22 protein-coding genes are annotated in these 23,699 nt (G+C 61.7%); 9 read left to right on the top strand and 13 right to left on the bottom strand.

Annotated elements, in window-relative coordinates; genetic code table 11:
• Window positions 1-289: 289 nt before the first annotated feature.
• From Q0D44_RS14750 to Q0D44_RS14725, 6 genes are all read left to right on the top strand, one after another.
• Entirely contained in the window at window positions 290-1,399 is a 1,110-nt protein-coding gene (locus Q0D44_RS14750; protein WP_294137524.1) for a polysaccharide biosynthesis/export family protein, read from the top strand.
• Between the two features lie 164 nt (window positions 1,400-1,563).
• Window positions 1,564-2,667: a glycosyltransferase gene (locus Q0D44_RS14745; RefSeq protein WP_294137520.1), complete on the top strand. Its 1,104-nt coding sequence runs from the start codon at window positions 1,564-1,566 to the stop codon at window positions 2,665-2,667.
• 158 nt (window positions 2,668-2,825) lie between these two features.
• A complete protein-coding gene (gene rfbC / locus Q0D44_RS14740; RefSeq protein WP_294137519.1) occupies window positions 2,826-3,380 on the top strand; it encodes a dTDP-4-dehydrorhamnose 3,5-epimerase in 555 nt (184 codons plus the stop codon).
• Window positions 3,381-3,393: 13 nt separating this feature from the next.
• Window positions 3,394-4,440: a dTDP-glucose 4,6-dehydratase gene (gene rfbB / locus Q0D44_RS14735; protein ID WP_294137517.1), complete on the top strand. Its 1,047-nt coding sequence runs from the start codon at window positions 3,394-3,396 to the stop codon at window positions 4,438-4,440.
• A gap of 65 nt (window positions 4,441-4,505) precedes the next feature.
• Window positions 4,506-4,643, top strand: coding sequence for a hypothetical protein (locus tag Q0D44_RS14730; protein WP_294137516.1), 138 nt, complete (start codon window positions 4,506-4,508; stop codon window positions 4,641-4,643).
• A 40-nt stretch (window positions 4,644-4,683) separates the two neighbouring features.
• Window positions 4,684-5,499 (top strand): class I mannose-6-phosphate isomerase, encoded by an 816-nt coding sequence (locus Q0D44_RS14725; RefSeq protein WP_294137515.1) that lies wholly within the window; start codon window positions 4,684-4,686, stop codon window positions 5,497-5,499.
• Window positions 5,500-5,707: 208 nt separating this feature from the next.
• On the opposite strand, the gene Q0D44_RS14720 is transcribed toward Q0D44_RS14725, so the two are convergent.
• The 7 genes from Q0D44_RS14720 to Q0D44_RS14690 all read right to left on the bottom strand — a co-directional run bounded on the left by Q0D44_RS14720 (window position 5,708) and on the right by Q0D44_RS14690 (window position 12,108).
• Window positions 5,708-7,201 (bottom strand): phosphomannomutase, encoded by a 1,494-nt coding sequence (locus tag Q0D44_RS14720; protein WP_294137513.1) that lies wholly within the window; start codon window positions 7,199-7,201, stop codon window positions 5,708-5,710.
• Between the two features lie 46 nt (window positions 7,202-7,247).
• A complete protein-coding gene (locus tag Q0D44_RS14715) occupies window positions 7,248-8,333 on the bottom strand; it encodes a mannose-1-phosphate guanylyltransferase/mannose-6-phosphate isomerase (RefSeq protein WP_294137511.1) in 1,086 nt (361 codons plus the stop codon).
• A 468-nt stretch (window positions 8,334-8,801) separates the two neighbouring features.
• Entirely contained in the window at window positions 8,802-9,428 is a 627-nt protein-coding gene (locus tag Q0D44_RS14710; protein ID WP_294137509.1) for an autotransporter outer membrane beta-barrel domain-containing protein, read from the bottom strand.
• 124 nt (window positions 9,429-9,552) lie between these two features.
• Window positions 9,553-10,113, bottom strand: a complete 561-nt coding sequence (locus Q0D44_RS14705) for a hypothetical protein (RefSeq protein WP_294137507.1) — start codon at window positions 10,111-10,113, stop codon at window positions 9,553-9,555.
• Window positions 10,114-10,460: 347 nt separating this feature from the next.
• Window positions 10,461-11,048: a hypothetical protein gene (locus tag Q0D44_RS14700; RefSeq protein ID WP_294137505.1), complete on the bottom strand. Its 588-nt coding sequence runs from the start codon at window positions 11,046-11,048 to the stop codon at window positions 10,461-10,463.
• A gap of 94 nt (window positions 11,049-11,142) precedes the next feature.
• On the bottom strand, window positions 11,143-11,760 hold the full coding sequence (locus Q0D44_RS14695; protein WP_294137504.1) for a hypothetical protein: 618 nt from the start codon (window positions 11,758-11,760) through the stop codon (window positions 11,143-11,145).
• Window positions 11,761-11,820: 60 nt separating this feature from the next.
• Window positions 11,821-12,108, bottom strand: coding sequence for a hypothetical protein (locus tag Q0D44_RS14690; RefSeq protein ID WP_294137503.1), 288 nt, complete (start codon window positions 12,106-12,108; stop codon window positions 11,821-11,823).
• A 403-nt stretch (window positions 12,109-12,511) separates the two neighbouring features.
• Between Q0D44_RS14690 and Q0D44_RS14685 the strand changes: the two genes are divergently transcribed.
• Window positions 12,512-13,678, top strand: a complete 1,167-nt coding sequence (locus Q0D44_RS14685) for a nucleotide sugar dehydrogenase (protein ID WP_294137502.1) — start codon at window positions 12,512-12,514, stop codon at window positions 13,676-13,678.
• A gap of 214 nt (window positions 13,679-13,892) precedes the next feature.
• Here the strand turns inward: Q0D44_RS14685 and Q0D44_RS14680 are convergent, their stop codons facing one another.
• The gene (locus Q0D44_RS14680) at window positions 13,893-14,717 is read right to left on the bottom strand and encodes a phosphotransferase (RefSeq protein WP_294137499.1); all 825 of its coding nucleotides are present in this window, start codon (window positions 14,715-14,717) and stop codon (window positions 13,893-13,895) included.
• Between the two features lie 28 nt (window positions 14,718-14,745).
• On the bottom strand, window positions 14,746-14,967 hold the full coding sequence (locus Q0D44_RS14675; protein WP_294137498.1) for a sugar phosphate nucleotidyltransferase: 222 nt from the start codon (window positions 14,965-14,967) through the stop codon (window positions 14,746-14,748).
• Between the two features lie 303 nt (window positions 14,968-15,270).
• Between Q0D44_RS14675 and Q0D44_RS14670 the strand changes: the two genes are divergently transcribed.
• Window positions 15,271-15,822, top strand: a complete 552-nt coding sequence (locus tag Q0D44_RS14670; RefSeq protein WP_294137496.1) for a phosphotyrosine protein phosphatase — start codon at window positions 15,271-15,273, stop codon at window positions 15,820-15,822.
• Here the strand turns inward: Q0D44_RS14670 and Q0D44_RS14665 are convergent.
• From Q0D44_RS14665 to Q0D44_RS14650, 4 genes are all read right to left on the bottom strand, one after another.
• On the bottom strand, window positions 15,791-17,005 hold the full coding sequence (locus Q0D44_RS14665) for a carboxylate--amine ligase (RefSeq protein WP_294137494.1): 1,215 nt from the start codon (window positions 17,003-17,005) through the stop codon (window positions 15,791-15,793). The two genes, Q0D44_RS14670 and Q0D44_RS14665, sit on opposite strands and share 32 nt — an antisense overlap.
• A complete protein-coding gene (locus Q0D44_RS14660) occupies window positions 17,002-17,982 on the bottom strand; it encodes a hypothetical protein (protein ID WP_294137492.1) in 981 nt (326 codons plus the stop codon). The genes Q0D44_RS14665 and Q0D44_RS14660 overlap by 4 nt, the downstream gene beginning before the upstream one ends.
• Before the next feature lie 161 nt (window positions 17,983-18,143).
• Window positions 18,144-18,641, bottom strand: coding sequence for a flavin reductase family protein (locus Q0D44_RS14655; RefSeq protein ID WP_294137490.1), 498 nt, complete (start codon window positions 18,639-18,641; stop codon window positions 18,144-18,146).
• Window positions 18,642-18,674: 33 nt separating this feature from the next.
• Entirely contained in the window at window positions 18,675-20,936 is a 2,262-nt protein-coding gene (locus Q0D44_RS14650) for an NADP-dependent malic enzyme (protein ID WP_294137487.1), read from the bottom strand.
• Between the two features lie 111 nt (window positions 20,937-21,047).
• On the opposite strand from Q0D44_RS14650, the gene mutS reads away from it, so the two are divergent.
• Window positions 21,048-23,699, top strand: a complete 2,652-nt coding sequence (mutS, locus tag Q0D44_RS14645) for a DNA mismatch repair protein MutS (protein ID WP_294137484.1) — start codon at window positions 21,048-21,050, stop codon at window positions 23,697-23,699.

The following is a 23,699-nucleotide window of genomic DNA, read 5'->3' as shown; positions in this document are numbered from 1 at the left end:
GTCAAGCGGCAGGGATGTCGCATCAGGCCTAGCCCGCGCTTTCGTTATCGTCTAGGGCAGATGAATGACCTGCATCCGCACATGGATTTCGTGCTATGACGCCGCAAATATGTTGATCATTCTTGATCAAGATTACTGGTTAGGTCATGGTTCGTAGCCTTGCGCACCTGTTGACGGTGCGCGGCGATAATGATTTGGATGTAGCTGAATTTCAATGGGAAAATCTAATATGTCAGTCAGGATGGCTGGAATAGCATGTCTGGCCGCGACGCTGTCAGGATGCGCTGTAATGCCGGCAACCGGACCGTCCACCGGCAGAATCAAAAAAGCTGAAGATAGCAGCGTCGTTGACAACGCGAACATTAAGGTCATTGATGTTACAGACGCGATCGCCCGCGATATCTTGGCCAGCAGCCGTCCTTTTTTGTTTTCCGAAAATCTAGGTGAAGGCCGCCCCGTAGGATCGATGATTGGCCAAGGCGATGTTCTCGACGTCTCCATATGGGAAGCGCCACCTGCCACGCTGTTTGGGACTTCGGGCAGCGAAAGCAGGCTGGGCGCTCCGTTATCGCTGGCGCGTAACAACAGCCTGCCCGAACAAATGGTGGACAGCGAAGGACAGATTGTCATTCCGTTCATTGGTCGAGTTCAGGCCGCAGGTCGTACTCCTCAGGAGATCGCGCGCACCATCACTACCCGTCTGAATGGCATAGCGCATCAGCCGCAAGCGATCGTACGTTTGTCGAACAACGCAGCGGCGAACGTGACTGTTGTTGGAGAAGTAGCAAAAAGCACTCGTGTACCTCTCACGTCGCGCGGCGAGCGTGTCCTCGACATCTTGGCGGAAGCCGGGGGCGTCAGGGAACCGGTGGGTAAGATGACGATTCAGATAACGCGCGGCATGAAAGTGGCTTCGCTACCATTGGAAATGGTTATCCGAGATCCACGGCAGAATGTTCGGCTTCAGCCGGACGATGTCATGACCTTACTGTACCAACCCTATAGCTTCACGGCGCTGGGTGCGGTCGGCAAGAATGAGCAACTGCCTTTCGAAGCTACTGGTTTGACCTTGGCCGAAGCCCTTGGCCGCCTCTCAGGACTTCAGGATTCACGGTCCAATGCAAAGGGTGTGTTCATCTTCCGTTTTGAAAGTCCTGAAGCGGTTAATCCAACGATCCGGGCGTCAGCGAGGCTCACGCCGGACGGCAAAATTCCTGTCATCTATCGCATCAACATGCGGGATCCTTCGACCCTGTTCATTGCACAGAGCTTCCCGATCCGGGACAAAGACGTACTTTACGTTTCCAATGCTCCACTCGCCGACATCCAGAAGTTCGTGAGCGTCATCTTCTCTACCTTCCTGCCGATCGCAACCACGGCGACGGCGTTCAGGCAATAGACTCACCTGTGCGTTTGCGTAGAATGTCGAAGGCTTTCTGGGATCTTTTGCCCTGCCGTATTGGACAGGCGGCAACATCCGGCCCGGTACGCAAGCTGCGTGCGCGGTTGCAGCGTTCTAAGCTTCCTTATCGATCAACACGGCCCCCATCGGGGTCCAAACGATTGTTCATCGACCTGGCAGTCATCAGCCGCAATGATGCCGGTACAGGCATCCAGCGCGTCGTGCGCGCGCTTGCACGCTCGCTGAACGAAGAAAATCACGATCAATGGGACATTTGTTTCGTCGCGGCTGACAGACGTCGTCCTTATCATATCATAGCTTGGCCCGACGTCAGTAAGGTCGGCTCAACTGTGGAAATGTCAGCGAAACCCGGCGACATGTTCCTCGGGCTGGATTTCTCGCTCGATACCGTTCGTCGTTATCGCGGCCAACTTGCTCGGTTTCAGCGTGAAGGCGGTCGTCTATGGTTCCTTGTGTGCGACCTGCTACCGGTGGAACGACGTGAATGGTTCTCGCCCAACAATGTTCTGCGGTACAAGGCGTGGCTTGATACCATAGCCGGACTTGCAGAAGGATTCTTATGCATATCCGACCAGACAGAGGAAGATTTGCGCAGGGTTTTGGCCAAGCGCTATGGCGTGCGCGGGGGCTACAGCACGAGCGTGGTGCCGATGGGGCATGACATTCGGGAGGCCCGTCTCGTTCGTGCCTTGGCGGTCGATGACGGGTCGATGCGTTTTGATGTTGAAGCACCCTTTTCTCTGATGGTGGGAACGCTGGAGCCGCGGAAGGGCCACACGGACATTCTGGCGGCTTTCAGCGAACTCTGGCGTCAAGGTGCAAATGATCGCTTGGTTCTTGTCGGTCGGATGGGATGGGCGGTCCACGAACTGCATGATGCCATCCGCAGCCATCCTGAACATGGCGACAAATTATTCTGGTTCGACGATGTTGATGATCTGGAACTGGAACGTATTTACGACGCGTGCCAGGGGGTAATCATTGCCTCTTATGCCGAAGGTTTCGGATTGCCGCTAATCGAGGCGTTGGGGCATGACAGGCCTGTATTGGCGCGGAATCTCCCCATCTTTCGTATTCACGAGCAGCTTGGCGTCTGCTATTTTCCGGCGGACGGATCGACGCCTCAAATTAGCGCCTGCATCCGGCAATGGATTAGCCATGTGCAAGGGGGGCAGGTTCGCGTCACCCGACCAAGCGCAAGCTGGAAGCTTTCCGCTCAGTCGGTGCTGGCAGCAATAGACTGAGGGTCTATTTCATTCCTTCTCAGCCTGCAGGCAGATTGGGAGTCTCAGCATTATTTTTGTGTAGCAGATGCCTGATCGCGGGTTTTGCGTAATTTAAGAGTTCACATCCCTGGTCCATACATTAGAAGTGATCTTAGGGATGCGGGGCTTGATATGTTATGGACGTCCAGACCTACGATATTGCCGATCTAATCCTCCTTATCCCTCGTCATATCGGCGATGAAAGAGGATATTTCTCGGAAATCTTCCGCGTCGATCTCTTTGCAAAGTATGTCGGCGAACATCGCTTCGTGCAGGACAATGAATCTCGCAGCGGTCGGGTTGGCACGATCCGCGGCCTCCATTTCCAAAGCCAACCCCATGCTCAAGGCAAACTGGTACGCTGTACCGCGGGAGCGCTGTTTGACGTCGTGGTGGACATCCGCGCCAGATCGCCCACCTTTGGCCAGTGGGTCAGCGAAATCTTGACCCCAGACAATGGCAAGCAACTTTGGGTACCGCCAGGCTTTGCCCACGGTTTTTGCTCGCTCGAGCCTGATACGGTCATCTGCTACAAAGTGACCGACTATTATAATGCCGAATGTGACAAGGGGCTTGCCTGGGATGATCCTTCTATTGGGATCGATTGGCCCGATGTCGCCGATCCGGACACGCTTTCGCTGAAAGATCGCAAGCAGCCGCTATTATCCGATCTCCCTGCCTATTTCACCTGAAGGGAAATAGCCCATGCGCGTAATCGTCACCGGCGGTGCCGGCTTCATCGGCTCTGCCCTTGTCCGTTATTTGGTGCTGGAAAAGGGCTATGATGTCCTGACCATCGACGCGCTCACCTATGCCGGCTGCCAAGCTTCGCTGAAGGCAGTGGAAGGCAGGAACAGCCACCAGTTTCTGCACGCCAATATCTGCGATCGCGCGGCGATGGACGCAGCGATCGCCGGTTTCCGGCCCGACCGCATCATGCATCTGGCTGCCGAAAGCCATGTCGACCGATCGATCACCGGCGTGGCTGATTTCATCCAGACCAATATCGTGGGCAGCTTCACCCTGCTGGAGGCCGCGCGTGCCCATTGGAACGGGCTTGAGGGCGATGCGAAGGCCGCCTTCCGCTTCCTCCACGTCTCGACGGACGAAGTCTATGGCTCACTGGGCGATGAAGGCCTGTTCAAGGAAACCACCCCCTACGACCCCAGCTCGCCCTATTCAGCGTCCAAGGCAGCGTCCGATCATCTCGCAAAAGCTTGGCAACGCACCTACGGCCTGCCGGTGGTGGTGTCGAACTGCTCGAACAATTACGGGCCGTATCATTTTCCCGAAAAGCTGATCCCGCTGACCATCCTCAACGCGCTCGAAAGGCGCAAGCTGCCCATCTATGGCAAGGGCGACAATATCCGCGACTGGCTCTATGTCGACGATCATGCCCGCGCGCTGGACCTCATCATCGAAAAGGGCGAGCCGGGCGAAACCTATAATGTCGGCGGTCGCAACGAGCGCCGGAATATCGACGTGGTGCTGCGGATCTGCGCCGTACTGGACGAGCTGGTGCCGACCGATTCGCCGCGTGCGGAGCTGATCGAATATGTCACCGACCGTCCCGGCCATGACGCCCGCTACGCGATCGATGCGACCAGGCTGGAGAATGAACTGGGTTGGCGCGCTCAGGAGAATTTCGACAGCGGCATCGAAAAGACCGTGCGCTGGTATCTGGAAAACAAATGGTGGTGGCAGCCGCTGCGCGAACATTATGACGGGCAGAGGCTGGGTCTGAACATATGAAGATTGAATAGCCCCCAGACGGCTGGACGCTTTCTGCTTTCAACATCGTCATATCCGGTCTCGGCGTGACCGCTGCCGTCTATGTTGGCATCAATGGCGGGGGCGAACGATCTTATGATATCCTGAAAATGCGCCATGGCCTGAACATCGCCAGTCTGGCGGTGATCGCAATCTACATGGGGTTTGGTTCATCGGGAAACTGACGCTAAAGAGAGCTAAAAGCGCTAAAACCCGAAGGATATCATGCTGACACAAAAGCTTTCCCCCCACTATGTCGAAAAACCGTGGGGCCGAACCGATCTCCCGTCGCTCTTCGCTGCTGGCGCAGGGCGGCAGATCGGGGAGGTGTGGTTCGAAAGCGCCGATGGGCGCGACCTTCCGCTACTGGTCAAATATATCTTCACCAGCGAACGGCTGTCGATTCAGGTGCATCCCGACGACGTGCAGGCCGTGGCCAAAGGGCTGCCGCGCGGCAAGGAGGAAATCTGGTATATCCTTGATTGCGAACCGGGCGCGACCCTGGGTATTGGCCTGACGGCACCCATGTCCCTCGATCAGTTCCGGGCGGCGGCGCAGGACGGATCGCTGGAACAGTGGATCGACTGGAAGCCGGTGAAACCGGGCGACTGCTATTTCATTCCGGCCGGCACCGTCCATGCCATCGGCGCGGGCATCACGCTCGTTGAAATCCAGCAAAATGCGGACGTCACCTATCGGCTCTATGACTATGGCCGGCCTCGCGAACTGCATCTGGACGATGGAGCCGCCGTCAGCCGCCTCCAGCCCTATGATCGCGCCCTGATCAAGGCACCGCTGGGCAGCGAAGCCCGGCTGATCGCCGACAGCGAAGCCCCCTTCTCACTCGATCTGGTGCATTGGACGACGGATCAAAGCCTCTCCCTGCCCGACGGCAAGCTGCTATGGTTCACACCGCTGACCGGCGCAGGCATGGTCAATGGTCGCCCTTGGGAAAAGGGCGACTGCCTGCTGCTGGAGGGCGAGTGCATCTGCACCCTCACGACAGGACCGGTATCGGCCCTGCTCGCCGTTCCGCGCTGAACCGACGAATATTGGCCGCTCCCCACCTTCGCGCATGATGGGCGATCGGCCAATATTCACAAGTCCCTGATTATAAAGAGAAATAGGATTATGACCGTTACATCTGGGACAGGACTGTGACGGAAAATCGTTGATTTACAATGATTTGATGTTGCGCAAACAGCGAGTCATTGTCCAGCTCACTGTCGGCTTTTCAGCCGAAAGCGCGTCAGGCCGCAATAGAGTAATCGCGGACCAGTTTTAGAGCCTGCTCGTTGAGGGCCGCTGCCCGCTGCGCATTGTCGCTTTCGGTGTAGCAGCGCAGTTCCGGCGCATTGCCACTGGGTCGCAGATGGATGATGTCGCCGCCGGCAAAATGGATGCGCAGTCCATCGGTTCGATCGATCCCGTCCGCTTCGCCAGCCAGCGCCCCGAACATGGCGGTCAGCCGCACCAATATGGCGGCCTCGCTCCCTTGCTCCAGATGCGCGATCAGCGCCTGGCTCTGCGCCGTCGGGTAATTCTCCAGCCGCTCGCTGAACGTATAGCGCGGCGGCAACTGCGCCTGAAGCGCGGACAGCGTCACACCTTGGCGTCGCGCATCCACCAGCACCGACAGGATCGGCAACACCGCGTCGCGCGTCGGCAGCGCAGGCAGAATGTGCCCTTCCGCCTCGACCGGCGTGGCGATCAGAAAACCGCCATTGGCCTCATAGCCGCAGACGCTCTCCTGTCCTTCTGCAACCAGCCTGTTCATCGCCTCGATCACGAAGGGCGACCCGATCCGGGTCCGTCGCACGGTCGCAAACAGGCCCGACAATTCAACCGCACTGTTGCAACTGACCGGCGTTGCAATGGCACCAATCCCCAGCGTCCGCGCACTCAACATGCCCAGCACATCGCCGCGCATCCACAGGCCATGCTCATCGGCCAGCAAGGGCCGATCGGAATCCCCGTCGGTGGACAGGATCGCGTCCAGCTTGAGCGCCGCCGACCATTCCCGCGCCAGCGCCTGGTCCTGGGGGCGAACCGCCTCGGTATCGACGGGAATGAAACGGTCGGACCGCCCCAGCGACACCGCATCCCCGCCCAGCGCCATGACCAGCGCGACCAATATGTCGCGGCCGACGGCGGAATGTTCATATATACCCAGTTTCAGTCCGGCCAGCGCCTGCCCACCGAAGAAATCCACATAGCGCGCAACATAGGCGGTCGCGACGTCCACTTGTCGTGCTACGGGCTGCGCATCCTTCAGCATCCCGTCCCCATCAAACAGGTCGGGCAATGTCACGCTCTGCGCGCGAATGGCCAACTCATCAGGTTTCAGCACCTCGCCATCGGTGCGGTTGAACTTGATGCCGTTGCGGTCGTCGGGAATATGGCTGCCCGTCACCATCAGCGACGGGATGCCCCGCGCGAACCCGTAGGCCGCCACGGCCGGCGACGGCACGAAACCGCACAGATCAACATCCCCGCCCATATGGCGCACCGCCGCCGCGCAGGCCGCCATGATGCGCGGGCTGGACGGGCGCAGATCACCTGCCATCGCCACATGGACGCCCGGCGCAAACTGCCCGATGGCGCTCAGATGCTGGAGGAAGGCGGCGGTATAGGCAAAGCAGACCCGGTCGGTCATGGCGCTGACCAGACCGCGTGCGCCACTGGTGCCGAACGCGACGCCCGACTGCGCCATCAGGTCGGCGATGGAAACGGATTGCGTCATGAATCTCTCCATGCCGCACATGTCAGGGCGGCCATGCGATGGAAAATCAGTGTGAGGATGTCGCGGCGGCCAGAGCCTTGAGCGCTTCGGTCACCTTGCGCACCTTCTGGGATTCACCGCGCTTGAGGATCATGACCTCGCCCTGTGACACGACGACGATCAGGTCGTCGACATCGACCAGCGTGACGCGCGGGCCGTCACTATGAACCAGGCAATTGCGGGCGCCCAGCAGCAGCGCGTCGCCACGAACCGCATTTTCATCGGTGCAACGGGTACTTACGGCGTGAAGAGAGTCCCAGCTTCCGACGTCCGACCAACCCATGGCGACGGGTACGCAGGCTACCTGCGTTTCCCGCTCCATAATAGCATAGTCGACCGAATCCGAAGGACAGGCGTGAAAAGCCATGGCGTCGGGAAAGATATGCGGGCCATCGCGCTTCGCTTGTGTCATTGACGCGCGCACTGCGGCCATCATGTCAGGCTGATGTCGCTCAAGGGCGGCCAGATAGGCGTCCGCGCGGAACAGGAAAATGCCCGCATTCCAGGCATGATTGCCTTCCGCCAGCATCCGTTCGGCATTGGCGACATCCGGCTTCTCGACGAAGCGAACGACCTCATTAACCAGGTCGCCGCAGGCTTGCCCCATCTGGATATAGCCATAGCCAGTCTCGGGGCCATCAGGTTCGATGCCGAACGTGATCAACCAACCTTGAGCGACCAACGGCAAGGCACGGGTTATGGCATCATGGAAGGCAGGCAGATCGTCGATGACATGATCGCTCGGCATCACCAGTAGTGCGTCACTGGGCTGTGCTTCCAGCGCGGCCAATGCGATCGCAGGGGCGGTATTGCGCCCGATCGGTTCCAATATGACGCTATAATCGTCGATGTTACTCTGTTGCAACTGTTCGTCGATGATGTCAGCGTGCGCGGCGTTGGATACGAGGATCGGACGGCTGATCGAAGCCGCGTCGAAACCTCGCGTTCTCACAGCGGTGAGCTGCAACATGGTCTCGTCCGCCGTCAAGGGCAGCAGTTGCTTAGGACGTTCAGGCTTAGAAACAGGCCAAAGTCGCGTGCCCGATCCGCCGGATAGGATAACGGGAACGATATTCATGGGATCGCTAATCATGTCTCGCCTGAACTACAAAAAAAGACTGCTATTATGCGCGATTATGCGCGACCAGCCTGCGCTTCATGGGCCTAAAACTAGAACTTGCCAAGGCACTAAAGGGCTTTGTCAGGCTAAACCGAACGGTACGCTTTTTTCGCCTGGGTTAATCACGGTGGGCTTCGGCTCGAAAAGCGGCCATTCGCGCACCCTAGTCATTGTTCATCCATCAGCGTGGTTCCGGCAAGGATGGGAGGTGCGCACCTCGGAATGAAGCGGATCGATCTGTCCGACCATCCGCTCGGCGCAGCGCTTGCCCGTCCGTTGCCGAATGGACGAGATCATCTTAAAACCGCAAGCGCACCCCTGTCATGACGCTCTCGCGATGGTCGTCACTTCCTGTCTGCGCATCGACGGCGGAGAAGAGTTCGAGGCCACTGTCGAGGCGGTAGGAAACGTCTGCTGATATGGTGCCTACCACCTTCGGCCCTACCGCGAACAGGGACAGCGGCGCACCTGCATAGCCGCCCATTGCGGTCGGCGTGCGGCCTTCGATCTGCGCGCGCTGGCCAAAGCCCACATAAGGCCGGAACGCGGTGTCAAAACTGTCGGCACGTGCGAAGCGGAAGCCCGCATCCGCAAAGCCTGCAACATGCTTTTCCTTTCGACCGTCAGCGCGAACACACTGCCTGTCTCGACCGCACGATCGGGCGTGGTACGGACATAGGTGATGCCTGCCTTTGGCGACAGCGCCCAGTCCCCGCCTGTCGGGATGGCATAGCCGACCGACAGATCGCCGACCCAGCTGCGCAGATTGTAGCGGGTAAAAGCGATATCGCCATTGGGCAAGGACCGTGTCGTGTGCGCATCGCCGCCATCGAAAAGCACCGATGCGCTGAGCCGCAGCCCGTTCACTGCAGAGCGCCCATGCACGCCCGCGACGAAGCCGTCGGCGCGATTTGAGGCGGCCAGCGCTTCGATCCGCTGGCGGCTGTCGAGATAGCCGCCGAAGGCACCGACCGACCAGTCGCGATTGCCGATCCCGCCAAGCACGCCGGAGCCGCGTGTCCGCGCGCTCGACGTGCCTGCGCGCCGTCCCCGCTCACGCTGTGCCACTGCCCGAACGTGAAAGTGCGGACATCGCGGTCAGCGGCGGCAAAGCCGGGGCAGCGTGCGGCATCGACCAGGGTCAGTGCCTGATCCACGTCCAATTGCGTTGTCTACGCATAGGGTTAGGGCGTCAGTCGAGCAAAGCGCTGGTCGCCGGCTGCGCCTGAAAGGCGGTGCTCGCATAGGCGATACTGCGTGCGACCTGCGGATTGAAGGCCGCATTGCCTAGGAACTGACCCAGCAACTGGATGCGATCGGCCCGCTGGACGACGAACCCGAACAGCGATGCAGCCTTGTCGATCGTCGTATAGCTGCCCGTAATCCCGTCGCGCGAGACGATCAGGTCGTAGGAGGTGCCGGGCCGGATCTGCCCTTCCGCGACGATGCGCAGTGTAGCGCCCGGTGTGATTGCGACATTTCCGCTGACCGTCATGATGTCCGGCGACGCGCCGGGGCTGAGGATGCCCGCGACGCTGATATTGCCATCGACAGTGCCTGCCGATCCGAAGGTCGCGCCCGATCGCACGGCGATCTGGCTCGCGCGGATCGTCGATCCGGAAAGACTCACCAGGCGGCCGCCCGACAGGTTGATGTTGCCGAGCGCGGCATTACCCGACACGGTCGCAAAGCCGCTGCTCATCCCCAGCGCATTGACATTCGTGACGTTGGCAAAAGCGACGGGGGGCCACACGGGTGCCGCCCGAGAGCTGTAGGACGTCGTTGCTAGTACCCCCATCGACCGATCCGGCGAAGGCTCCGGCAATGGTGAAGCGGTTGTCGCTCGCGCCGAAGATCACCGGCGCTGTGAGCGATGCGCCCGCAGCGACGGTAAGTTTCGTGTTGGCGGCGACGCCGGCATAGCCATGCGTGCCGGTTAGGGTCAGCGTACCGCTGCCTTCGGTCCCCAATATCTCGAAATCGGTGAGCAGGCCGGCACCAAGCGTCCGGTTCCCCGCCAGTTCCGGCGTGGCGGTGTCGGTCCCGCTACCACCGCTGACGGTGCCAGCCAGGGTGGTGCCTGCGGCGAGGTAGAAGCTCTCATTTCCGCCGAATAGGTCGATGGCGGTTCGTGCCCGTGGCTTCGTTGGTCAGTCTTCCACCATAGCCCAACATGACGGCGGTAGCCTTGCGGCTTTCGATCGCGCCACTGTTGATCAGGCTGGTCGATGAATAGTATCCAGACTGGACCGCAACGCCATCCACCCGGATGGTGCCGCTGTTGGTCGGCTCGGTTAAGCCGTTAATGCTGGTCGCGCCCGATCCGGCGACATCGGTAATGGTGCCGCTATTGACGATGTCACGTCCGCCGCTGATGGCGGTGCCGTTGCCGGTCAGGCTGATCGTGCCATTGTTGGTGATGGTTTTGCTGCCGAAGATGCCGAAGGCGATATAATAACGCCCGGCGTCGCTCACGACAGCAATGGTGCCATTGTTAATGACGTCGACCGTACCGGCATAGATGGCAGCAAGCAACCGATAATTGTTGTTCAGCATCGTACCGGCCACGGCCAGCGTGCCACCGTTGACGATGGTCAGCGCGCGCGTTGGACCACTGCCTTCGCCGATCAACTGCTCGGCCATCGGGATCGTTGCGTTGATGAGATTGCGATCGCTGATCGATACCATGCCGTTCAGCGTGACGGTGCCGCTTCCCGCCAGCCCGATGGTCGTGACGATCGGCTATGCGGCATTCAGCGTCAGTTTCGCATCATTGGACAGTTCATAGGCCAATGCCTCGAACCCTTTGGGGCAGCGCCAGCGCAGCACTGGCATCGGCCGTTGCCCGGTAACGGATCGTATCCCACCCCGCGCCGGCATCCACACCACCGGCGGCCCCTGCCAGCGGTCGCGAAGAACCGTTGTCCAAGTCGACGACAAGCTGGTCGTCGCCCCCGCCCAGCAGGATCGCGCCGGTCACGCTGCCGCCATTGTCGACGAAGATGTCGTCGCTGGAATCATAATATCCCGGCGGCGGTGTTCGATCTACCGCGCCCACAATCAGCCTGGCATTGGCGATAATGGCACGTCCGCCGTTGCTCGTTATAACGCCTGTGATCCGGCCCGTTGCGCCATTCAGCAATGTCGCGTTGCCTACGGCCGCACTGCTGATGGTGCCGCTGTTGGTCGAAACACCCGATCCATAATGGGAAACGCCGGTCCCGCCGGTCGATCGGATCGTACCGCTATTGGTAAATATGCCGTAGCCGGTTGATGCGCCTGTGCCGGTTGCGGTGATCGTGCGGTTATTGGCCAGCCTGTAATCGGCAGCAACGCCAGATCCGTCATTTGCAACGATCGTGCCGGTGCAGCCATAGCCACCGCCCTTGTAGGAAGGCATCTTCCTGCTTCATCGCCAGCGCCGCCCCCATCCGCGCGAAGCTGTAGGTCATCAGCCCTATCAAAGCCGGTCGAGTAATCCGGCCTGCGTGGTTATGTCGGCCGCATCCAACAAGGCCCGCGCCTCGCCCGCCTCCAGCACCGATGTGCGCCCGGTCTGCGCGCTGTGCGCCGGGCTGCGCGCACTGGCTGCGCGATTTGTCGCGATGACCTGCCCCGTCACCAGCCAGTCGAACAGATGGCGGATCGCAGCTTGACGCTGCTTCACGCTCGGTGGCGCGAGCGACTGGCCCAGAGTCTCGATCCAAGCGGCGACATGGATGGGCGCGATGTCCGCCAGATTGCCCAAAGCACCAGGTTAGGAAATCGCGCGCCGCTTGGGCATAGGGACACCGCGTGTGGGTATTGCGGAGTTTGGCCGCGAAAAATTCCAGAAACCGCATATGCCCTCCCTGCTCTACCTCCGCGACGATCGACGGCAAGGTAATCGAAGGCAAGCTGACCGATGGAAGCATGAAGATAAGACCGAAAGGCAGATTATATGCGATACCGTGCTTGGTCACAGATAAAATCGAAGGGAGGAGAAATTGCGCTTGTGCTTCGCCCAACGACAGGCTGTAAGTTGATCGCATCGGTTGCAGGGGCGCGCGCACTCGAATGACTGATGTTCAAGTTTGTGTGGAAACGGGGCTCGCACCCCAATGGCGAAGATTTCGCTACCACTTTCGCGTGATGCGGGGGAAGAACGAAGAATGAAGATCGCAGTTTTCGGACTCGGCTATGTCGGGCTGTCCAATGCTGTCCTGCTCGCACAGCATAATGAAGTCGTTGCTGTCGATATCACGCCGGAACGCGTCGAGATGCTCAACGCGCGCCAATCGCCGATCGTCGATGCCGAGCTGGAGGAGTTTCTCGCGACCCGGCCACTCAACCTGGTCGCCACGCTCGATCCGCAACAGGCGCTGACTGGTGCCGACTATGTGATCGTCGCCACGCCGACCAATTATGATGTCGGCAACAACAAGTTCGATACCTCATCGGTAGAGGCGGTCATCCAGATCGCCAAGCAGATCAACCCCGCCGCAACGATCGTCATCAAATCGACCATTCCTGTGGGTTTCGTAGAGGATGTCCGCCTGCGCCTGGCGGCCGATCAGGTCATTTTCAGCCCGGAATTTTTGCGCGAGGGCAAAGCGCTGCAGGATAACCTCTACCCTTCGCGCATCATCGTGGGCGAACGGTCGGACCGCGCGCGTATCTTTGCCGACCTGCTGTTGCAGGGCGCGGTGAAGAAGGATGTGGAGATCCTGTTCACCGACCCTAGCGAAGCGGAAGCGATCAAGCTGTTCGCCAACACCTATCTCGCCATGCGGGTCGCCTTCTTCAACGAACTCGACAGTTATGCCATCGCGCATGGCATGGACTCGCGCCAGATCATCACGGGTGTCGGCCTCGATCCGCGCATCGGCTCGCATTATAACAACCCCAGCTTCGGCTATGGTGGCTATTGCCTGCCCAAGGATACCAAGCAACTTCTGGCCAATTATTCCGAAGTGCCGCAGAATCTGATCCGCGCGATCGTCGATGCCAATCATACCCGCAAGGATTTCCTGGCCGATCAGATCATCGCGAAGCGGCCGAAGAAGGTCGGGGTATTTCGCCTTGTGATGAAGGCTGGGTCGGACAATTTCCGGCAATCCTCGATCCAGGGCATCATGAAGCGGATCAAGGCCAAGGGCATCGAAGTGGTGATCTACGAACCCGCTATGCAGGAGCCGCAATTTTTCGGATCGCGGGTGGTGCGCGATCTCGCTGCTTTCAAAGAGGAATGCGACGTCATCATCGCTAATCGCATGACGGCGGATATCGAGGATGTCGCCGACAGAATTTTCACACGGGACCTGTTCGGATCGGATTGACAACGATTCTTGCTGTTGCCGACGGCTCGTTGCTTGAACTGGAGGAGGCGGAGCATGATCGGGTGTGGGATGCCTTCCTGCATCGTGACTGGATCCGCCCCCTCGCTCGCAATGTCGGTTTCGCCGAACTGCATTTTATCAACCGGAAGGACGGTACGGACCATCCGCTTTCTGGCAGAGTCTGGCGGTGCTGGAAAAGCCCGAATGATTCACGTCACCGCAACGTCGGCAGCCCTACTCGCTGCAGCGCCCGATCCAGATAGTGCATAAACGCAGGCGTCCGACCTGCGTCCCGTGCCCGCAGCCAGGCGAGCGCCACGACGGGACGCCATTGATCCAGGTCGCGGGCCGTCACAGTAGATGATACCGTATAGCTTCTACGCAACCGTCCCGCCGCCCAGTCCCGCCACAGGTTCGTCATCCAATCAGTGGGACCGATGCCGAAACGCATCAGCATTTCGGATCGCACAGCATCAGCCGCGGGATGGCCTGCCGCCGCCTTAGACCAGTCGATCACCATCATCCCCTGCGGTGTCAGCATGACATTACCCAGATGAAAATCGCCATGGGTCAACATGTCCCCCTCCGGCAGAGTGTCAAGATAGGCGATGACCGCTCGTTGCACCATGATCGGTGCCGGACCATAGGCGATGTCGGTCGTCAGCACCTGCTTCAATGACCGTAAATTCCCGCCACCTGCCTGGTGCATGGCACCATGGATAGCGCCCATTTGGCCAAGCACCCATCCCGCGCGCATGGGATTTCGCCGGATCCAGTCCATCAGCGTCCTGCCTTCGAGCCGGGGATAGACAATGCCGCGTCGCCCATCCCACGTTCGCCGCCCGATCGCCGCCGCCGTCAGCACGCCGCTTGCCGCAGCATGGGCGGAGGCCTCTGCCTCGCGCGCGATCATCTCTTCCGACACGCTGTCGCGGAACAGCTTGATGACCTGCCCACCCCCAAGATCGAACAGTTCGGCGCTCGCGCCGCTGGCGATGAAATCTTGCGGCAAAAGCGGTTCTTTGATCGGATCGGTCATGGTGTGTCCGTCGACGCAATGGTCACGATCATATCCGCCCGGTCGATCGGCATGGTGCATAATGTTCCGTTGCACCCGACAGGCGAGGGGTTACAGCCTGAAATAGGGTGATGTCCCCTACCAGCGGCAAGAGCTGTTTGGGGTAGAATTTGCAGGACAGTGACCATTGCCGTGTGCCTAACCCACCCGCCAAAATGACGGGTCTGCTGCGAATGTCGGAATCATGGTTCAGCTGTGCTATAGGATCCATCCAAATTTCCCGCGACGCCATTTCATGGCGACCGCCAATGCTATGCAGAGATTACCCGCCGCCCACAATGTACCAGCCTTTCTTCGAGCCACTTCGAGCAATTTTTTAGACCTGATCGGGTGGCCTGCATCCATTTCTGACAAATATTCATGACATTCGCGTCGCATTCCATCACAGCCACACCTGCTTGCCGCGCAGAAAAGGGGGCGGTGCCGCATAGGGCGCATTTAACCTTTTTCATCAAATTCTTAGAATAGACTTTATGAATCCTCCGTCTCCGCCACCCTATTTCGGACCACGCCGATGATCCGCGCCCGTTTCGGTACTTTGCGCGGGTTGGTCCGCCTGATCCTGTCCTATCCGCAACTCGCGCTGGGCTTGTCTGCCAGCCGCGCTGCTGATCCCGCGCAGGTGCGGCGGCTGGTCTTTGTGTGTCAGGGTAATATCTGCCGCAGCGCCTTTGCCGATGTCGTGGCGCGCCGGGCAGGGCTAAATACCGCTTCCTTCGGCCTGTCGACCACCACTGGCCGCGCCGCGCATGATCCCGCCATCGCCGCCGCCCACGCTCTGGGGCATGACCTGTCGCAGCACCGGGCGATCGACATGGCCGACTATGTGCCGCAGGAGGGCGACCTGCTGCTGGCAATGGAGGTGCGGCAATTGCACCGGCTGGCCGCCGATCCGCGCCTGAGCCATATGCCGCGGCTGTTGCTTGGGCGCTGGACCCGGCCAATGCTGCCGCATTTGCACGATCCCTATGGGCTGGACGACCGCTATATGGCAACCTGCCTGGCCCGGATCGAACAGGCGGTGGCGCGGTTGATCAGCGCTTTTCCCGGCGCACGGCTTTCCTGAGCATCTGCGTCATATCCCGCACCCAGGGGCGTGGATCGGACAGGGTCAGCACATAATAGCGGGCGGCGGGGTCAAAAAAGCCCAGCACATAGTCGATCAGATCCCTGATCGGCCGCCGCTTGAAAAAGGGGTCGCCGATTCGTCCCGGCGTAATCCACAGGCGCATAAGCCGCTTGGTTTCCGGCACCATATAGCGCGCGCGCAGATCGTCGCGCGGCGGCGGGGCCAAATCACGCTGGCCCAGCACGGTGCGGCGATAGGCTTCCCAGGCGAAATGCGCGCCGCAATGGCGGGCAAGCGGCAGGCTGCCCCAAAAGCGGCCATTGACCTCCATCAGCCAATAGCGTCCGCTGTCAGGCTCATAGCGATATTCGACCATCGCCTGCCCATCCCAGTCGAGCGCGCGCAACAATTGTTCCGACAGCGCCATCTGTTCGCCATGCCGTTCCGTCGGTTCGGCCCGGCACAGCGTGGACACGCCCCCTTCGGGCGGCCATTCGTGCAGGCGGCGATGCTGGAAGCGCAACGTCGCCCGCCCCTCGTCCATATAGAGCATCTGCCCCAGCCCGACGCCTTCGCAATATTGCTGGATCAAGGGCCAGCGCCCGATCGGCGCATAGCGGTCCAGCAGTGCGGTCAACGCCTGCGGGGTGCGGATATATTCGGTCTTGAGCCATTCCAGCCCGGCCTGTTCCAAGATCTGTAACACCGCCGGGGGATTGGCCCATTTGGCGACCAGCGGATAGCGCATCGCCGCGACGCGGGCGGCAAAATCCTCACCCGGCTGCGGTTGCCAGGTCTGCGGGACGCGCAGGCCTGCCTTTTCGGCAATGTCGAGCGTACAGAATTTGTCGATGACTTTGGCCAGCCGGTCTGGTCGGGGGACCAATATGTGGCAGTCACCGATTGTCGGGGGCAGGTCCGCCAGTTCCAGCAGATCCGATTCGGACACGGCCAGCACGGCGCCCGCGCCGGTTCGGGCGATCATCTCCGGCAGCCAGAGGGCCGCAGGGCCGGGAGGGCGCAACAAGGATTGGGTGCAATAGCGCGAAGCTGCGCCAACGCTGTGCGCGTTGCGGGCCACGCCATGGACCGGCACGCCATGCTCGCCCAGTTCGCGCACGACCGTCAGGCCAATGGCGTTCTCCAGACCCAGGACAATGGCACCGGGGAAAGATGTCACGCAGGCACAAGCCGATGTTCGTAGCGCCATGTTGCCCAGGCCTGCTGCGCGACCCGCAGCCCGGTGCGCAGCCGGCTGGGCGGGACGCGGGTGAGGCTGCGGTCGGGGCGATCGGCCAGATCGCCGGGCAGGTCGTGGAAGCCTACGCCGCGGACCTGCGGCAGGCGGGCGGCCTCCCGGCACAGCGCGACGAACCGGGCCTTGACCGTTTCATTGGCCCGCTGGCGGTCGCGGGACAGCATTTCGAAACTGTGGGTGACGACGACGAAGGCGTCATGGCCCTCGCGCGCGGCATGGCGCAGCCCGGCGCGCATCTCGGCGGCGGACATGGCGCAAATCTGTGCCGGACGAAAGCTGCCGGGCCGGTCGGTTATGCCCGATACCGGCAATTCGGTGATGCCGTGCAGGCGGGTTGCGCCTATCTCGCCCGGATTGGCATCGATATGACAGTCGCGGCCCAGATAGGCGGGGTTGACGCTGCTGTCCCATGCCACGCCGATCGCGGTAAGGGCGCGCAGCGTATCGTCATTGGCGCCGAAATTGCCGGCGCGAAAGGCGGTGATGGCGGGCGCCCCGGCCTGTTCCAGCAACCCCTTGGCCAGGCCCAGCAGGACAATCTGGTCGGCCAGCACGAAGTCGCCAATATTGCGGCCCTGTCGCCCCTCGACCGGCGATTGCTTCGCCCAAGCGAGCCATTCGGTGTGGATGTGCATCTGCACTTCATGGCCGCGCGCGACGATGGCGGTGATGATCGGCGTCAGGAAATCGGCACCATGGACCAGCGCTGGCAAGGGATCGAGGAAGAACACGCCTTTCAGCCCATAGCGGTCGAGCATGTCCATCTGCCAGCCAATGCCATGCGCCTGCCCCTGCGCTTGCCCCCAGATCGAGCGCTGGACATTCTCGTCAAGGCTGAGGCCGCGCTGATGCAGCGACGAGGACAGTTCCGTATCGACGGTGATGAGCAGCGCAGTCATGGGCGATCCGGTAGGGGGAGGCAATTGGACAGCAATAGGCGTCAGGAGTTAAGGACGAGTAATATTTCTCCCATATGTCTCATGGGTCACATATTGGAAAGATGGCATTAGGCCGTCAATCCGCACTTTTCCTGCCAGACGTCGCGCCCTCGCCCTCACCGTTACGCGATCAGCGAAAATTCGCCATAATTGCCCTGGAAGAACAATAAGGGACTTTCCGGCCGGTCGACCTCCAGCGCGACAACCTTGCCCAGCACGATATAATGGTCGCCCGCTTCATGCACCGCATCCAGCGTGCAGTCGATCCAGGCGACGACATCGTCCAGGATCGGCGAGCCATTGGCGGATACGCGGTGCGAGACACCGGCAAACTTGTCCTCGCCACGCCCGGACAGCTGGCGGCACAGCGCCTGCTGGTCGCTCGCCAGCACGTTGACGCAGAATTTGCCGACGGCAGATAGGCGTGGCCAGCTGCTCGACGTTTTCGCGGGAAAGAAGGCAACCAGCGGGGGATCGAGCGAGACCGAGGTGAAGGAACCAACCACCATACCGACGGGCGCCCCGTCTGCCTCCACGGCGGTGACGACGCACACGCCGGTGGGATAATGGCCCAGCACGCGACGGAAGGTCGCGCTGTCGAAACTGGTGGTGTCATTCATGTCCGCTTTTCCCATCTTGCGCCCGTGTGTCGATCAGAGCGCGATCCCGCCCGCCGCCAGCACCGCCAGCGTCAGCAGTTCCGACGCATTGGACGCCATCGTGGCGATCTGCACCGATTTTTCCATGCCGACCAGCACCGGGCCGATCATCGACGTGCCGCCCAGTTCGCGCAACAGCTTGGCCGAGATATTGGCCGATTGCAGGCCGGGCATTACCAGCACATTGGCCGGGCCGGACAGGCGGCTGAACGGATAGTTTTTCATGACCGCCGGATTCAGCGCCACGTCAGCGGTCATTTCGCCTTCATATTCGAAATCGACATCGCGTTCGTCGAGCAGCTTCACTGCGCCACGCACATTTTCCAGGAAGGCGCCCGGCGGGTTACCAAAATTGGAGTAGGAGAGGAAAGCGACGCGCGGGTCATGGCCCATGCGCCGGGCGACCGCGACGGTGCCTTCCGCGATATCGGCGAGTTCGCTGGCCGTCGGGCGCTCGTTGACCGTGGTGTCGGCCAGGAACACGGTCTTGTCCTTTGATACCATGACATGGATGCCGAACGGCGTGCGCCCTACTGCCGGGTCCATCACCCGCTTCACTTCGCGCAATGTCTGCGCATAGGGGCGGGTCATGCCCGTGATCATCGCGTCGGCTACGCCCATCTTGACGAGCAATGTGCCAAAGATGTTGCGGTCCCGGTTGACCATCCGCTCGCAGTCGCGGCGCAGATAGCCGCGCCGCTGGAGCCGGGCGTAAAGCAGGTCGACCATGTCGGGCACGAGTGGCGAGTTGACGCTGTTGTGCAGCTCGAAACTGTCGGGATCGCGTACGCCCAGCGCCTTGAGCTTGTCGACCACATCGCCGCGCCCGACCAGCACCGGGACGCCATAGCCCAGATCGCGGAACTGGATAGCCGCGCGCAGCACCACTTCCTCTTCCGCTTCGGCGAACACCACGCGCTTGGGGTTGGCCTTGGCCATTTCATAGGCACTGGTCAGCACTGATGTGGTCGGGTTGAGCCGCGCTTTGAGCGACTGGCGATAGGCCGCCATGTCGGCGATCGGCTTTTGCGCGACGCCGCTGTCCATCGCCGCCTGCGCCACGGCCGACGGCACCACTTCCATCAGGCGCGGGTCGAACGGGGCGGGGATGATATAGTCGGGGCCGAAGCTGTGCGATCGGCCATAGGCCTTGGCCACTTCCTCCGGCACCTGCTCGCGCGCCAGTTCGGCGATGGCATGGGCGGCGGCGACCTTCATCGCTTCGTTGATCGTCGTCGCCCGCACGTCCAGCGCGCCGCGGAAGATGAAGGGGAAACCGATGACATTATTGACCTGATTGGGATAGTCCGACCGGCCCGTCGCCACGATCGCTTCGGGACGCACGGCCTTGGCATCGGGCGGGGTGATTTCCGGGTCCGGGTTGGCCATGGCGAAGATGATCGGCTTTTCGCCCATATCCTTGACCATGTCCGGCGTCACCGCGCCCTTGACCGAAAGCCCTAAGAATACGTCCGCGCCCTTCATCGCTTCTTTCAGCGTGCGTGCGTCGGTCCTGACCGCATGGGCCGACTTCCACTGGTTCATGCCCTCGGTGCGGCCCTGATAGATCACGCCCTTGCTGTCGCACATGATGACATTGTCACCCGCCACGCCCAGCGCTTTGATCAGTTCAGTGCAGGCGATCGACGCCGCACCCGCGCCATTGACCACGACTTTCAGGTCTTTGAGCTCACGCCCGGTCAGCATCGCCGCGTTGATGACCCCCGCCGCCGCGATGATCGCGGTGCCATGCTGGTCGTCATGGAACACCGGAATGTTCATCCGCTCTTTCAGCGTCTGTTCGATGATGAAGCATTCCGGCGCCTTGATATCTTCAAGGTTGATGCCGCCAAAGGTCGGCTCCATCAGCTCCACCGCGTCGATGAAGCGATCGACATCCTCGGTCTTGAGTTCGATGTCGATGCTGTCCACGTCGGCGAAGCGCTTGAACAGGACCGCCTTGCCCTCCATCACCGGCTTGGACGCCAGCGCGCCCAGATTGCCCAGGCCCAGGATCGCCGTGCCATTGGTGATGACCGCGACCAGATTGCCCTTGGCGGTATAATCATAGGCCGTCGCAGGGTCCGCCGCGATCGCCAGCACCGGCACGGCGACGCCCGGCGAGTAAGCCAGCGACAGGTCTCGCTGCGTTGCCATCGGTTTCGACGCGATGATCTCGATCTTGCCGGGGCGGCCGGTCGAATGGAAAAACAGCGCCTCGCGCTCGGAAAATTCCACATTCGACTTGTCGGTCATCACTTACCCGCCTTTGCTGTCCGTTGCGTCGGCCCTAGCGGCAAGCGCGCCTTGTGGGCAAGTGCGAGAAGGCTTCTTTCCTGTGCTGCGGCTTGGCGCTATCGCACCATCATGCCCAGCGCCCCGAACGACACTACGACCCAGCCTGCCCCCACGCCGATGATGGCGCAATATTTGGCGCTCAAGAGCCAAGCGAGTGACTGCCTGCTCTTCTATCGTATGGGTGATTTCTTCGAGCTGTTCTTCGACGATGCGAAGGCGGCGGCCGCGACGCTCGACATTGCGCTGACCAGCCGGGGCGAACATGGCGGCGCGCCGATCCCGATGTGCGGCGTGCCGGTGCATAGTGCGGAGGGCTATCTCGCGCGGCTGATCAAGGCAGGCCACCGCGTCGCGATCGCCGAACAGACCGAAACGCCCGCGCAGGCCAAGGCGCGCGGGGGCAAGACGCTCGTGGCGCGTGATATCGTGCGCTATGTGACGGCAGGCACGCTGACCGAGGAGACTCTGCTCGATTCCCGGCGTGACAATATGCTGGTTGCTCTCGCACAGGTGGGCGGAGAGGGCGAGATCGGCCTCGCCGCCGCCGACATATCGACTGGCCGGTTCGAAACGATGACCTGCCGCGCCCTCGACCTGCCCGCCGAACTCGCCCGCCTGCGCCCCAGCGAGACGGTGGTGGCCGAAGGATCGACGCTCGACATAGCCGACGCCCATATGTTCGATCGCGCGGCCTTTTCCAGCAGTCGCGCCGAAACCGCGCTCAAACGGCTGTTCGGGGTCGCGACGCTCGATGGCTTTGGCCAGTTCAGCCGCGCCGAGCTGGCGGCGATGGGCGGGCTGATCGCCTATCTCGACCATGCAGGGAAGGGGACTTTGCCCTTCCTCGCGCCGCCCGTGCGCCAGACCAGCGGCGGTCACGTCGCGATCGACGCGGCAACGCGCGAGAGTCTGGAGATTGTCGCAACGATGAGCGGCGCGCGCGCGGGCAGCCTGCTGGGCGCGGTCGATCGCACGGTGACGGGGGCAGGGGCGCGGCTGCTGGCGCAGGATCTGTCCGCGCCGCTGATGGATATGGCGCTGATCGAGGCGCGGCTGGGGCTGGTGCAGCTGTTCCACGACGATGCGGGGCTGCGCGACCAGTTGCGCGGCGCGTTGCGCGCGCTGCCCGACATCGGCAGGGCATTGGGCCGCGTCGCGGTGGGCAGGGGCAGTCCGCGTGACCTTGGCCAGTTGCGCGATGGCCTTGGCGAAGCGCGGCTGCTGCGTGAGCGGCTGGGGCGCTTGCCCGACCAGCCGCTGCTGCTCGCCCGCCTGCTCCCTGCGCTCGATGGCCATGGCGCGCTGGTCGACAGCCTCGCGCGGGCGCTGGTGCCTGCTCCACCAACCGAAACGGCGAGCGGCGGCTATATTGCCGACGGCTATGATCCCGCGCTGGACGAGCTGCGCCGCATGGCGGGCGATGGCCGCCGCGCGATCGCCGCGCTGGAGGCGAAATATCGCGCGCAGACCGGCATTTCGACGCTCAAGATTCGCCATAATGGCGTGCTGGGCTATCATGTCGAGGTGCCGGCCCGCGCGGCGGACTCGCTGATGCAGCCCGACAGCGGCTTCACCCATCGCCAGACGCTGGCCGGCGTCGTGCGCTTCAATTCGGTCGATCTGCATGAGGAAGCCGGGCGGGTCGCGCAGGCCGGTGGCCATGCGCTGGTGGCCGAAGCGGCCCATCTGGAAGATTTGATCGCCGCCGTGCTGGACCGCAAGGCCGACATCGCCCGCGCTGCGCAGGCATTGGCCCGACTCGACGTTGCCGCCGCACTGGCCGAACGAGCGGCGGAGGGCGGCTGGCAACGGCCGCATTTCGTCGCGGCGGACGGGGCGGGACCATGCCTCGACATCACCGGCGGGCGGCATCCAGTGGTGGAGGATGCGCTGCGACGCGAAGGACAGGCCTTTGTCGCCAATGATTGCCGTCTGGTGCAGGATGATCGGCTCTGGCTGGTCACTGGCCCGAACATGGGCGGCAAATCCACCTTCCTGCGGCAAAATGCCCTGATCGTCATATTGGCGCAGGCGGGCGCCTATGTCCCCGCGCAGGCGGCGACGCTCAGTCTGGTCGATCGGCTGTTCAGCCGGGTCGGCGCATCAGACAATCTGGCGCGCGGCCGCTCCACCTTCATGGTCGAAATGGTCGAGACCGCCGCCATCTTGGCGCAGGCGACCGCCGACAGCTTCGTCATCCTCGATGAAGTCGGGCGCGGCACCTCCACCTATGACGGGCTGGCGCTGGCATGGGCGGTGGTGGAGGCAGTGCATGAGGTCAATCGCTGCCGCTGCCTGTTCGCCACCCATTATCATGAACTCACCCGACTGGCCGAAAGCCTCTCCTCGCTCTCGCTCCACCATGTCCGCGCCCGCGAATGGAAGGGCGATCTGGTGCTGCTGCATGAGCTGAGCGATGGTCCGGCGGATCGCAGCTATGGCTTGGCCGTCGCGCGGCTGGCGGGCCTGCCCGCCGCTGTCCTGAAGCGCGCCAAGGATGTGCTGGCGCGGCTGGAGGCGGGCAAGGCCAAGACGGGCGGCATTGCGGCGGGGCTGGACGATCTGCCGCTGTTCGCCGCCGTCGCGACCCAGTCCGAACCTGCGATCGACCCGCTGCGCGCGGCGCTCGACAGCATCGATGCCGACGCGCTGTCGCCGCGTGAGGCGCTCGATCAACTATATCGGCTGAAACAACTGGCCGCGACCAGCGACCATGACTAG

The sequence above is a fragment of the Sphingobium sp. genome, assembly GCA_023266575.1.
GTDB lineage: Bacteria > Pseudomonadota > Alphaproteobacteria > Sphingomonadales > Sphingomonadaceae > Sphingobium.
Note: the sequence above shows the minus strand (reverse complement) of the source record. Positions and strands in the feature narration are given on the sequence as shown.